Origin of the sequence: Flavobacterium tagetis (assembly GCF_016735615.1) — a bacterium.
Taxonomy (GTDB): domain Bacteria; phylum Bacteroidota; class Bacteroidia; order Flavobacteriales; family Flavobacteriaceae; genus Flavobacterium; species Flavobacterium tagetis.
On record NZ_JAERSF010000002.1, the window covers coordinates 966659 to 979884 of the forward strand.

The 13226-nt window shown below is 34.9% G+C and carries 7 protein-coding genes; 6 read left to right on the forward strand and 1 reads right to left on the reverse strand.

Annotated elements, in window-relative coordinates; genetic code table 11:
- Window positions 1-11 precede the first annotated feature (11 nt).
- The 3 genes from JI750_RS11700 to JI750_RS11710 are packed head-to-tail and all read left to right on the forward strand — an operon-like array spanning window position 12 to window position 2657.
- On the forward strand, window positions 12-740 hold the full coding sequence (locus tag JI750_RS11700; RefSeq protein WP_202001812.1) for a CPBP family intramembrane glutamic endopeptidase: 729 nt from the start codon (window positions 12-14) through the stop codon (window positions 738-740).
- Between the two features lie 49 nt (window positions 741-789).
- Complete coding sequence (locus JI750_RS11705; protein WP_202001815.1) at window positions 790-1950, forward strand: sensor histidine kinase; 1161 nt, start codon at window positions 790-792, stop codon at window positions 1948-1950.
- A complete protein-coding gene (locus tag JI750_RS11710; RefSeq protein WP_202001818.1) occupies window positions 1950-2657 on the forward strand; it encodes a LytR/AlgR family response regulator transcription factor in 708 nt (235 codons plus the stop codon). The genes JI750_RS11705 and JI750_RS11710 overlap by 1 nt, the downstream gene beginning before the upstream one ends.
- A 183-nt stretch (window positions 2658-2840) precedes the next feature.
- Here the strand turns inward: JI750_RS11710 and JI750_RS11715 are convergent, their stop codons facing one another.
- Entirely contained in the window at window positions 2841-6770 is a 3930-nt protein-coding gene (locus JI750_RS11715; protein WP_202001821.1) for a hybrid sensor histidine kinase/response regulator transcription factor, read from the reverse strand.
- Between the two features lie 395 nt (window positions 6771-7165).
- On the opposite strand from JI750_RS11715, the gene JI750_RS11720 reads away from it, so the two are divergent.
- The 3 genes from JI750_RS11720 to JI750_RS11730 all read left to right on the forward strand — a co-directional run bounded on the left by JI750_RS11720 (window position 7166) and on the right by JI750_RS11730 (window position 12974).
- Window positions 7166-10180, forward strand: a complete 3015-nt coding sequence (locus JI750_RS11720; protein WP_236673024.1) for a SusC/RagA family TonB-linked outer membrane protein — start codon at window positions 7166-7168, stop codon at window positions 10178-10180.
- 16 nt (window positions 10181-10196) lie between these two features.
- Complete coding sequence (locus tag JI750_RS11725) at window positions 10197-11720, forward strand: RagB/SusD family nutrient uptake outer membrane protein (protein WP_202001828.1); 1524 nt, start codon at window positions 10197-10199, stop codon at window positions 11718-11720.
- Window positions 11721-11801: 81 nt separating this feature from the next.
- The gene (locus JI750_RS11730) at window positions 11802-12974 is read left to right on the forward strand and encodes a cellulase family glycosylhydrolase (protein WP_202001831.1); all 1173 of its coding nucleotides are present in this window, start codon (window positions 11802-11804) and stop codon (window positions 12972-12974) included.
- The last annotated feature ends 252 nt before the right edge of the window (window positions 12975-13226 follow it).

The following is a 13226-nucleotide window of genomic DNA, read 5'->3' on the forward strand; positions in this document are numbered from 1 at the left end:
AAATCAAAATTATGTCACTATTTACGCCACTTCTTTGGATTTTGTTAATTGCTCCGCTTATTATTATTGCGTGCTTTAAAACGGAAAAAATAAACTGGAAATATTTAGTTTTTTTCATTTTATATTTCCTTGCCGATGTTTTTTTACAGGCTTCGGGAAAACAATTGATTGATCTTGATTTAAAGTTCAATTGGTCAGGAAAAATTCTAAGTCTAATTTTAGGATTGATTATTATTTTCTCGGTTTCAAAAGAGGAAAGAATTAAAATCGGATTTACTTCTAAAACCAATTCGTCAGCAAGCTTGAAATTTGGATTACTGGTTTTCTTCGGATTTACTTTCTTCGACATTATTTTCAAACTGATTTTATTTCCAAAAGGAAATCCTTTCGATTTAGAAACTTTTCTTTTTCAAGCTACAATGCCTGGATTAACAGAAGAAATTCTTTTTAGAGGAATCTCTTTATGGCTTTTAGACAAAGCTTTTGAACCAGCATGGAGCTTTCGAGGCATCAAATTTGGCTGGGCATTTGTTATTGTAACGGTTTTATTTGGAGTTTCTCACGGAGCGGTTTTGGATCAAGATTTACATTTGAAATTTGATATTATTACAATGGTGTACTTAACCTTGATTTCGTCTCTAAGCGTTGGAATTTTAAGACAGTTTTCTGGAAACCTCATTTATTCTATTCTAGGGCATAATACGATTAATTTGATCAATGCGGTAATTAGAATTTTATAAAACCTGCCAAATTAAAGTTATATTTGAAACTGCTTTACAACCGTATTACATGCCAAATACCACATCGACTTCGGGATATTTTTTAGATAAAATCGCTTCGCTGAATTTTGACGGCTTTTTCACCAAAAGAAATCGAATTCTACTGCATGTTTTCATGTGGTTCGGCTTCTCTGTTTTATTGTTTTTAAGCTATGTAATTGGCTATCATTTGGTTTATTTTGATGCTGTTTTACTGACTATCAGAATGGCTTTGGTCAATATTATTGTCTTTTATATGCTGTTTTATTTGTTGCTTCCAAAGATTTTCTCAGGAAGCAAAACTCGAATTATAGTACTGTTAGTATTGGTTTTTCCTCTTTCGATTTTTGTTTGGATGGCTTCAACGTACTTTATTTCGCTTTTGTATTATGCTTTAGGTCTTGAAGTTGATTTCGGAGAATTAAAAGGCGTGATCAAAATGAGCGCAGAACAACGTTTTTTTGAAGCAGTTTCGCTAAAAAGAATGCTTTCGCAGACTATAATTATCATTTCGTTGCTTTCGCCTTTTTGCTTTGCTAAAATTTTGGTCGAAATCACGAAATTGTATAATAAGAAATTTCAAATAGAAAGAGAAAAAACAGCTTTAGAAATTCAGAATATTCAAATTGAAAAAGACTTTCTAAAAGCGCAGTTAAACCCGCATTTTTTATTTAATACCTTGAATAATCTATACGGATTGACGGTTAGAAAAGACAATCTGGCTCCAGAAGTAATCTTGAATCTTTCAGATATTATGAGTTATACGCTCTATGAATCGAATACCGAAATTGTCCGTTTGGAAAAAGAATTGGATTTCATTAAAAATTATATCGCTTTAGAAAAAATGCGTTATGCTGATGAAACGGATATTCAGGTGGTTATTGAAGGACAAACCGCAGGACTTTTTGTTGCACCGCTTCTGACATTTACTTTTATAGAAAATGCTTTTAAATACGGTTTAAAGAGCCAAAATGCCTTTATAAAACTAAATGTTAAGATTGAAAACAATACTTTTTGGTTTAGTTTAGAAAATGATTTGGAAGAAACGGCAAACGATTCTGATTTTGGCGGAATAGGAGTGGAGAACGCCCGTAAACGCTTAGAATTGCTGTATCCCGATCAATATGAATTAGAAATTAAAAGACTGGAAAATTCGTTTAAAGTCGATTTAAAAATAGTTTTAAGAAAATAATGGAAAAGTTGAAATGCATTGTTGTTGACGACGAGCCAATTGCAAGAGATATTATCGAATCGTTTATTGCTGAAATTCCGTTTTTGGAACTGAAGGCTTCGTTTGGAGAAGCGTCTAAAGCGTTATTGTTTCTACAGGAAAACGAAATTGATATTGTTTTCAGCGATATCGAAATGCCTAAATTTAATGGTTTAGAATTGGCGCAATCGCTTACCAACGCTCCAGTTATTATTTTTATAACGGCACACCGCAATTTTGCTCTAGAAGGTTTTGAAACTGGCGCAGCCGATTATCTCTTGAAACCCGTTCGTTTTGATCGTTTTCTGAAAGCCGTAAATCGTGCCAAAGAATATCTTTCGTTAAAGAAAACTACTTCAGTTCATCAAATTAATTCTGATCGCATTTTTATCAAATCGGAAGGAAAACTGATTAAGATTCTTTTAAATGAAATCCTTTATGTAGAAGCGCAAGGCGATTATCTGAAATTCGTTATCAATGACGGATCTTATACAACTCTCGGAACTTTAAAGTCTATGGAAGAAGTGCTGAAATTGCCTATGTTCTTTCGCGTTCAGCGTTCTTTTATCTTGAATTTGGAAGCGGTCAGAAGCCTCAATGGAAATATGATCGAATTGATTGATGGGAAAAATATTTCTGTGGCTTTGAATAAAAAGGATGAACTGTATTTGTTGCTTGGAATTAAATAGTTTTTTAACCGCAAAGTTCGCAAAGAGTTTACGCAAAGAAACGCAAAGTTTAGTTATTGCATTTTATTTTAAGCTCACAAAGTTTTTCAGGTTCAGCCTTTGTGGACTTAAAATAAAATGAATTAGCTTAGAAATACTTCGCGAGCTTTGCGTAAACTCTTTGCGAACTTTGCGGTTAAATAATCAACGATTCGTCTGAATATAATCCGTTGGAGACATATTAAAATGCTTCTGGAAATTTCGCCCAAAACTCGTTTGCGATTTATAACCCACCATTTCTGCGATTTCGTACATTTTATAGTTTTCGTTTAACAGCAATTCGGCTGCTCTTTTGAGACGTACGATATTAATTAATTCGTTCGGACTCAGATTCGTAATATCTTTAATTTTTCGGTATAAAGTCGAACGGCTCATATTCATGATTTCGGCAAGCGATTCTACGCTTAAATCCTGATCGGTGATGTTTTTAAGAATTTCGTCATCCAGTTTTTTCAAGAATTTTTCGTCAGTTTTATTGTGAGCAATGCTTTTTATGTGCGAAAGCGGCGAACTCGCATAATAGTTCATGATTTGTCTGCGGTTTTCAATCAAGTTATTGGCTTGCACTTTCAGGTAATCCATTGAAAAAGGTTTTGCCACATAAGCATCTGCACCAACTTCAAGTCCGTCGATTTGCGATTTTAGTGAGTTTTTGGCTGTCAATAAAATAACCGGAATATGACTCGTTTCAAGATTGGTTTTGATCTTTTTACACATCGTAAATCCGTCCATAACGGGCATAGTCACATCAGAAATGACCAGCTGAATGTTTTCGTTATGAATGATTTTGATGGCTTCTTCGCCATTTTCGGCTTTTAAAACACTATACGTTCCAGCCAATTCGGTAGTAATAAAACTCAAAAGATCTTTATTATCTTCTACTACCAAAACCTGTGCTTTTTCGTTTTTAATTTCAACAGCTTCTTTTGGCGTTTCGCTTTCCGTCTGTTCTTTTTCAGCATCGGCGTAAAGCATAAATTCTTCTTCTTGATGTAGCGGAACAACCAACTCGAAGATATTGTAATTCGCATCTTCAATCAATTCTAAGCTTCCGTTATGCAATTGCGCTAGAGAATGTGCTAATGAAAGTCCGATACCAGTTCCTGAAGCTGTACTGCTGTCATCAACCCTGAAAAATGGTTCGAAAATCTTATCTTTTAAATGAATTGGGATTACATTTCCATCATTTTTTACAATCAAATGCAATTTCTTTTCATCTCTAAATAAAGAAATGGAGACTTTTTTGTTCGAATATTTAATAGCATTGTTGATCAAATTGCTGAGAATCTTTTTAAAAGCTTCCTTATCAACAAAAGCATGAATGTCTTTTTCGCCCAATTCCAAGTCAAATTCCAATTCACGTTCTTCAATTAATTGACTAAATCTTAAATGGAAATTTCGAACCATTGAAGAAATATTCGCTTCGACAAAAGTCAATTTCAAACCGCCAATTTCCGATTTTCTAAAATCAAGCAATTCATTAACCAATTTCAGCAAACGCGAAGTATTTTTCTTCATAATCGAAAGATGCTGAGGCACTTCTTCTGACTCGTATTTCATGCCTAAAAGCTTTTCCAGGGGACCTTTAATCAAAGTCAGAGGCGTTCTAATTTCATGCGCTACATTCGTAAAAAAATCAATTTTTGCCTGATAGATTTCTTTCTCTTTTTCGTCGTTTAGATGCTTTATCTTGCGGTTATTTTTAATCTGAGTCAGATTTTGCGAATATCGGATAATGTAATAAAGCCCGGCGCAGAACAATAGAAAATACAAGACATAGGCATAATTGCTGGCATAAAACGGAGGAAGAATGGTAATTTTAAGTTTTACTTCTTTACTCCAAACCCCAAAACTGTTCAATGATTTTACTTTAAAAACATAATCGCCAGGCGCGAGTTCGGTAAAGAAAACTTTGTTGTTTCTTCCTAAATAAACCCAATCATTATTGACGTTTTCGAGCTGAAACCAATATTCTGTCAATTCTGGCGCGGTATAGTTTAAAGAGGCAAATTCCAGATTAAAAGTTGACTGATTGTTGTTGAGTTCCAATTCGTCCAAAAACGAAATAGATTGCGAAATAGGCGAGTCGGGACTATTTACCTCAATATCCTTATTATTAATTTGTAGATTGGTAATATAAATAAAAGGCGTGTATTTGTTTTTACTAAAGTGCTTCGGATTAAAACTGATCATTCCGTTTAGGTTTCCAAAATACATATCGCCGTTTGCATCTTTAAAAGCCGAATTGTAATTGAACTGATCGCTCAATAATCCGTTTGCGGTGGTAAAAATCTTGATAGTTTTATGATCTGGGCCAAATTTCACCAAACCTTTAGATGTTGTCAGCCAGAGATTTCTAGAATCGTCTTCCAAAATAGAATAGAAAACATTGCTCGGCATTCCGTTTTTGGTTGTGAATTTGGTAAAAGTGTGATTCTGTCTGTTTACGAGATTCAAACCATTTTCGGTGGCAATCCATAAATTTTTAAAACTGTCTTCAAAAATGGCATTTATGGTATTATTGCTTATTCCATTCGGATTTTTATAATCGTAGGTAAAAACCTCTTTTTTCTTGGTTTTCGGATTATAAAACAACAATCCATCACGATAACTTCCTGCCCAGAGATTGCCGTCGCTGTCTTCTTTCATATTCGTATAATGATACGTTTCTGGGAAGAATTTTAGTATTTCAAAATTATCGGCTTGTTCGTTATAACGGTAAAGTCCCGATGTTGTTACAACAATCAGGTCATTGTTTTTCATTTCGTAGAAAGAAAAAATAAAATTGCTATGAAGTCCGCTTCGTCCGTCATTTGCGCTGTAATGTTTGATAACCGCGCCAGAATTTCTGTCCAAAACATCCAAACCATGCTCAAAAGTTCCCACCCAGATTTTGTCTTTTCGAGGCATTAAAGCATGAATATTATAATAGGAAACAGGATAAGACGTAAATTTTTGTGTTTTCGGATTAAAACGATTCACGCCGGCATCTTCAGTTCCAATCCATAAGTCGCCATGATCGTCCTTATGAATTTCTCTAACAGCGCTTCCGCTAATAGAGTTCTGATTGTTCTGCGGAAAGTACTTTTTAAACTGCGTATATTGTTTCTGATGGTAATTTACACCGCCAAAATAGGTTCCAATCCAGATTCCGTTTTCTTTGTCAATTGTGATCGAGTAGGCCGCATTGTCTGAAATCGCATACGGATCGTTGTAATTTTTCTTAAGATTTACAGCCGTTTTGGTTTTCAGATTATAAACATAAACGCCAGATTCGCTTGCAATCCAAAGTTCGTCGTTTCCTTTTTTTCTGAATTGACGTACGAAGACCGGTTCTTTGATTCCGAATTTAAGTTCGCTTGTCATTTTGTCTTTTCTATTATATAGGAGTACGCCGTGATCTTGCGTGCCGATTACAATATTTTCTGAATCGACCGCATAAATCACTGTAATTCTAAAATTGGCTTTATTCGCTGGCGGATTTAACGGAATATTTTCAAAAGAAAGATTTTCTTCAGAGTAATGATAGATTTTATTTAAAGAAGAAGCCCAAATTTCTCCTTTATAATCCTTCGTAATTGAAGTTGTAATGAAATATTTGTTCGGGTTAAAAGTGGTCGTTTCCTTCTTTTTTGGTGCATACTTATACAAAATGTTGCCCGAAACAAACCAAATGTTGTCTTTTCGGTCGTGATTGATGTCATTAATACGATCATTTATAGCTTCATTCAAAATCGTAAAACGATCCAGCTTTTTATCATAATGATACAAACCTTTGTCCGTTCCAACCCAAATCGTGCCGTTGTGTTCATGCAGCGATTGTATATAATTGCTTCCTAAACTATGTATTGGGTCTCCGTTGCTTCTGTAGGTTTTAAAACGATAGCCATCAAAACGATTCAAACCATCTTTGGTTCCAAACCACATAAAACCATCATTGTCTTGAATGGAGGTTAAAACGGTATTGTTAGAAAGTCCTTCTTCAACCTGAAAATGTTTAAAATAATAATCTTGCGCATTCGAAAAATTTATCGAAAAAAGGCTGAAACATAAAAAAAGAAAGAATTTACGCATAGGTCTATTTTTAAGGCTAAAATCAATATTTCTCCATATCGTCTCAATATTCTACAAAATGTTGCATCTGAATGAAAATGGACTGTTTTTAATACAATTTGAATCATTTGAGAGAGATATTGACACAAATGAAGCATTTTATTTTGAATAAAAAGCGTCTACTTTGAATTTTCAAATAAACGATATTGATAATTTTTTAAGGTTAAAAATATACTATCAATAAAATAAAGTTTAAAAAATCTAACCATTACTAATTTTGAAACAAAATGAACAATTTATTACAACTAAAGAATATTAGTTCTTTTTTTGTCCGAATTCCGGATGATTAAAAAAAGTCAATATTTCATTAAACCAAACCACAAAAAGAAATAAAACTATCTAAAATGCAAAAATCAATGAAAACAAAGTTCACTCACTTTTTAACGAAGAGATATTACCTCTTAGTTTTCTTTAGTTTATTACTGCAGTCCGCTTTTGCCCAGCAAATAAATGTTACGGGAAAAGTGACTACCGCAGACGGACAAGCGATTCCTTTTGCGAATGTTTTGATAAAAGGAACTCAAAATGGTGCCGTTACTGATTTTGACGGAAGCTTTAAAATTTCGGCTAACGGAAATCAGACATTAGTTTTTAGTTCGCAAGGCTATAAAACAGTAGAAATTGCCATCAATAACAAAACTTCTATAAACGTAACAATGGCAGAAGATGCCATGAAACTCGATGAGATAGTGGTTGTAGGTTACGGATCGCAACAGAAAAAAGATCTTACAGGAGCTGTTGCGTTAGTGAAACCAGACGAAATTCAGAAAAGACAGGTTACGACAGTAGCAGACGGACTTCAGGGCTTGGTTACGGGAGTTAAAGTTCGCGGTGGCGGACGCCCAGGACAAGAAGCCAATGTGGAGATTCGTGGTCTTAAAAATCTTCAAAACACCAATCCGTTATACGTAATTGACGGTTTAGTAACTTCTGCCAACAGAGACTTTAACCCAAATGATATCGAATCTATTCAGGTTTTAAAAGATGCCTCTGCAGCAGCTATTTATGGTTCTAGAGCGGCAAATGGTGTAATTATTATTACCACTAAAAAAGGAAAAAAAGGACCATTACAGGTTGAAGTTTCTGCAAAAAGCAGTTTTCAAATCATGCCTCGTTATGATTTGATGGGAACTGAGGAGTTTGCCAAATACAATAATATGGCGTATGACAATGCTGGACTTCCGAGACAAAACTTGAATATGGCTGTAAATACAGATTGGCAAGATGCCACTTTCCAAACGGGAATGATTCAGGATTACAATGCTAGCTTTTCTGGCGGAAACGAGAATTCAAGCTTTTTTATGTCTGGAAATTATTTTGGAAATGAAGGAACAGTTATCGGAACTGATTTTGACAGAATTTCATTCCGTGTAAATTCAAGCGGTACAAAAGGAATTTTCAGTATTGGAGAAAATTTAGCGATCAGTAATGCTAAAACAGATGAAATGTCTGGAAATCCAATTATCGATGTGTATAGAATGACGCCGACAATTCCGCTTTACGATCCATCAAATCCGGGTGGATATGGTTACGGAAAACAAGGCGTTGCCGACACTTTTGGTACAAACCCTTTGGCATTGGCTGATTTTTCTAATGTAACGAATCAAAATTTTAGAATTAGAGGAAACATTTGGTCAGAATTAAAGTTCGTGCCTTGGTTGAAATACCGTTTCAATTTTGGATATGAAACGAGTTTTGATTCTTATAAATACATGAGAAAAAAAGGAAGCTGGACATTAAACCAGCCGCAAGATCCTTCTCAAACAGACCAAAACAAAGGAAGATCAGAAACTTTGTTGTTTGAAAACACACTGACTTTCAAAAAAGAATTTGGTAAACATGACATCACACTTTTAGTTGGTCAGACGTATCAAAAAGACAATTATGACCAGATTTACGGAACAAAAAGAAATCTTCCGATGAATTCTGGAACTGGAGAATATTATGAAGTTTTAAATCAAGGAGATTCGCCAGTTGTTGGAGGTTTTATTAATGAAGCTGCTTTAACTTCATATTTAGGAAGGTTAGAATATAACTACGATAATCGCTATTTGTTTAATGCGGTAATCAGACGTGATGGTTCTTCTAGATTTAGCGACGGCAATAAATGGGGTAATTTCCCTTCTATTTCTGCGGGATGGAGAATAAGCAACGAATCTTTCTTTAAATCGGAATTTATTAAAGATTTAAAATTAAGAGCAAGTTATGGTGAATTAGGTTCTGGAAATATCAGAGAATATGAATCTAAAAGCTTCATTAATAATTTCGGACAGGTTGTTTTAGGAAAAGATCAAGTTTTATATCCTTCTGCAACTCAGGTAAAATTATCGAACTCGCAATTGCGTTGGGAAAAATTAAAACAAACTAACCTCGGATTGGATTTAGGAGTTTTGAATAACGATTTACGCTTAACGGCAGATTATTTTATTGCGCGTACAGAAGATGTATTATTTGGTTTCCCAATTTTATTGACTACAGGAAACGACGGAGGAAACCCGATTTCTAATGCGGCAACGGTAGAAAATAAAGGTTTTGAGTTGGAATTGGCTTACAGCAAAAAAATCAATGAGTTTTCTTTTAATGCTTCTGTAAACTTTACCAAAGTGAATAACAAGTTGGTTTCTTTAGGAAATGGACAAAACGAAAACATTATTGGAAACACGATGACTAGAAGCGGAAGCCCAGTAGGAATGTGGTATGTTTTACAAACAGATGGATTATTCCAAAATCAACAAGAAATTGACAATTACAAAAATGCTGAAGGGAAAGTGATCATGCCAAATGCAGTGCCTGGAGATATTCGTTTTAAAGATAATAACGGAGACGGACAAATTACAAACGAAGACAAAGCGATTGTGGGAAGTCCGTGGCCAGAATTTGAAATGGGTTTAAACGCGGGAGCTGAATATAAAAACTTTGATTTTTCTATGAACTGGATTGCTTCAAACGGTGCTACAGTTTACAACGGATTTAGAAGTGTTGTTGATCGTTTTGATGATAATAGTAACTACAGAAAAGGTATTCAGCCTTGGACACCTGAGAATCCAAATACTGATTTTCCTAGAGTGACAAAAGGTTCAACTTTAAATTCAAGAGGAGATAGTGATCGTTTCTTAGAAAGCGGCAATTTCATCAGACTAAAATACATTGGTTTTGGATACAATTTACCAAGCAGTGTTTTAGAAAAATCAGGAATTACAAGAGCAAGACTGACTTTATCTGCACAAAACATTTTAACAATCACGAAATACAAAGGTTTGGACCCTGAGTTTAGCAATACGGGTGATAATAGAATTTTTGAAAGAGGTGTTGATAACGGTTCTTTTCCGAATCTTCAGACTTATTCTTTTGGTGTAGAATTTAGCTTTTAATTAAAAAAATAGCGTAATGAAAAAAATAATCATACTAACAGCAGCTTTTTTAGGTCTTGTTTTTACCGCTTGTGAAAACGAATTGGATTTAAACAGCCCAAATGATATTACAGTTGACCAATATTGGAAAACTGAAAGTGATGCACAAGCCGGTGTAAACTCTATTTATGCCATGTTTTATAAAGATGGATTATGGGCAAGATGGATTTATTTCCGTCTGGATTTAACTTCTGACGAGGGGTATAGCGTAAGTCCATGGACAGAATTGGCAGATTGGACTAGATTTAATTACATCAATTATAATTTTTGGGAAGGAAATGCCGTAACGTGGAGAGATACTTATAAAGCGATTTTTAGATGCAATCAGGTTTTGGCGAATGTTCCGAATATTACTTTTCAAAATGAAAATGATAAAAAACAAATTATCGCGCAGGCTAAATTCTTTAGAGCATTACATTATTACTATGCCGGAGTAATTTGGGAAGATGTTCCGTTGGTTTTAGATCCGTCTACACCAGCAGATTTGCCAAAACAAGTAAAGGTAGACGAAATCTGGGCTCAAGTTGAAAAAGATTTGAACGAAGCCTTTGAAGATTTGCCAAGAGATTGGGCTGCTGACCAATTAGGAAGACCAGACAAAGGCGCTGCAAAAGCGTTTCTTGCTAAAGTATATATGCAGCAGCACAAATGGAATGAAGCAAAAGGAGCTCTTGAGTTTTTAATTTCTGGAGCAGGAGCGAAGTACAGTTTGGTATCTAACTACAGAGATAATTTTACTGATACAAATGAGAATAATGCTGAATCTGTTTTTGAAATTCAGTTTGGAGATCAAAGAAAAGGAGGAACTGATGAAGCGCAAAACGCGGCAGTTTCTAGTAACCGTTCTCAGTTTTTTGCGCCAAGAGGAATTGGATGGTCTGACGGACAAGCGCGTATTTGGTTAGTGGATGCTTTTAAGCAAGAAAGCAATAAAGGCGGAAAACTAGATGAAAGATTAAGATGGACTTTATTCTATCCTCAATTATTAGCTGATTTTGGAGATAAAACCTACGGAAGAAACTGGGAATGGAACAATAATGAAGCTTGGTTTAGAAAAGGAAGCCGTGATTATTACAGAAATAATGAGGATTACTACAGCCAAGTAAACTACAGATTGGTTCGTTATGCGGATATTTTATTGCGTTATGCAGAAGTTTTAAATGAATTGGGAAGTACTTCTCAGGCTTATCAATATGTTGATTTGGTAAGAGCTCGTGCCAACATGAATACATTAGCAACAGCACATCCTGAAATTGGAAACGATCATGATAAATTCTTAGAGCGTTTGAAAATGGAAAGAGTTTTAGAATTATGCGGAGAAAGTGTTCGTTGGGAAGACTTAAAACGTTGGGGAGATCTAAATAATCAAGCTTCTGTAGATAAAATTGCGCTTCGTGATTCAGATTTTAAAAACTTCACAGTAGGTAAAAATCATAGAATGCCAATTCCGCAAAGCGATGTAGACAATAATCCAAATCTAGAACAGAACTCTGGATATTAAAACTGATTTTTTAAGGGAATCAGACTGAAAGAGCTGATTCCCTTTCATAAAGAACAATCGTTCAGAAAAAACAAAATTAAAATGAAGAAAGTAAAATTGTGTCTGACATTTATGTTAGCAGGACTCGTATTGCTTAGCTGCAACAATAAAAAAAGTAATCTTGAAGAAAAGAAAAGCGAAGTCGCCTCAATAGAAAAAAGAGAAATCTGGACAAAAGATCAGGCCAATAAATGGTACGCAGAACAGCCTTGGTTGGTTGGCGCAAATTATTCTCCTAGCACAGCTATAAATCAGTTAGAGATGTGGCAGGAAGATACTTTTGATCCAAAACGAATTGATCAGGAATTGGGCTGGGCCGAAGGTCTTGGTATGAATGTAATGCGCGTGTATCTGCATGATTTATTGCATCAGCAAGATGCAGAAGGACTTTACAAACGCATGGATCAATTTTTAGAAATTGCAGATAAACACCACATAAAAACCCTTTTTGTTTTGTTTGATTCTTGTTGGGATCCGTTTCCAGATTTAGGCAAACAGCGTGCTCCAAAGCCGCATACGCATAATTCAGGTTGGGTACAGGCTCCGGGACAAAAGGCACTTCAGGATAAAACACAATATCCGCGTTTGGAAAAATATGTAAAAGAAACTGTAGCCCATTTCAAAGATGACAAACGAATTCTAGGATGGGATGTTTGGAATGAACCAGATAACATGACAGGACCATCATACGAAAAAGTGGAAATTAAAAACAAAGTCGATTTGATTTTGCCGCTTTTAAAAGATGTTTTTGTTTGGGCGAGAGAAAGTAATCCTTCTCAGCCACTGACTTCTGGAGTTTGGGTAGGAGATTGGAGCGACGAAGCTAAAATGAAACCAATGCACAAAATGCAGATCGAGCAGTCTGATATTGTTTCTTTCCACAATTACAACACACCTCAGGATTTCGAAAAAGTAATCAAACAATTACAGCGTTACGGAAAACCATTAATCTGTACAGAATATATGGCAAGACCAAATGGAAGTACTTTCGAAGGGTTTTTACCGCTTGCCAGAAAACACAATGTCGGTATGATCAACTGGGGATTTGTAGACGGAAAAACACAAACCAAATACGCTTGGGACAGCTGGACAAAAATGTACAATGCAGAGCCAAAAGTATGGTTTCACGAAGTATTGCACACAGATGGAACGCCATATATTAAAGCCGAAACAGATTTAATCAAGAAAATGACTGCTGAGGCAAATAAGAAATAGTTTTTAAGCCACAGATTTTACAGATTAAAAGGATTTTTAAACACATAGAAACATAGTTTTTGATTGTCTATAAAAAAGGCATTTCATTGCAAATAAAGCACATAGTTCTATGTGTGAAAGCTAGCTTTTTTGCCAATCTTGAACAAAAAGAATAAAATCTATGTTTCTATGTGTTTAAATTTTCAGCACAAAGATTAAATCATTTTAATCCTTTAATCTGTGGCAAAAAAAAAACAATTAGTGAAAATTAGT

What these genes read in the sequence shown, in the direction of transcription:
- JI750_RS11730 (WP_202001831.1), top strand. Translation starts at nt 11,802, where the DNA reads ATGAAGAAAGTAAAATTGTGTCTGACATTTATGTTAGCAGGACTCGTA.
- JI750_RS11725 (WP_202001828.1), top strand. Translation starts at nt 10,197, where the DNA reads ATGAAAAAAATAATCATACTAACAGCAGCTTTTTTAGGTCTTGTTTTT.
- JI750_RS11720 (WP_236673024.1), top strand. Translation starts at nt 7,166, where the DNA reads ATGAAAACAAAGTTCACTCACTTTTTAACGAAGAGATATTACCTCTTA.
- JI750_RS11710 (WP_202001818.1), top strand. Translation starts at nt 1,950, where the DNA reads ATGGAAAAGTTGAAATGCATTGTTGTTGACGACGAGCCAATTGCAAGA.
- JI750_RS11705 (WP_202001815.1), top strand. Translation starts at nt 790, where the DNA reads ATGCCAAATACCACATCGACTTCGGGATATTTTTTAGATAAAATCGCT.
- JI750_RS11715 (WP_202001821.1), bottom strand. Translation starts at nt 6,770, where the DNA reads ATGCGTAAATTCTTTCTTTTTTTATGTTTCAGCCTTTTTTCGATAAAT.
- JI750_RS11700 (WP_202001812.1), top strand. Translation starts at nt 12, where the DNA reads ATGTCACTATTTACGCCACTTCTTTGGATTTTGTTAATTGCTCCGCTT.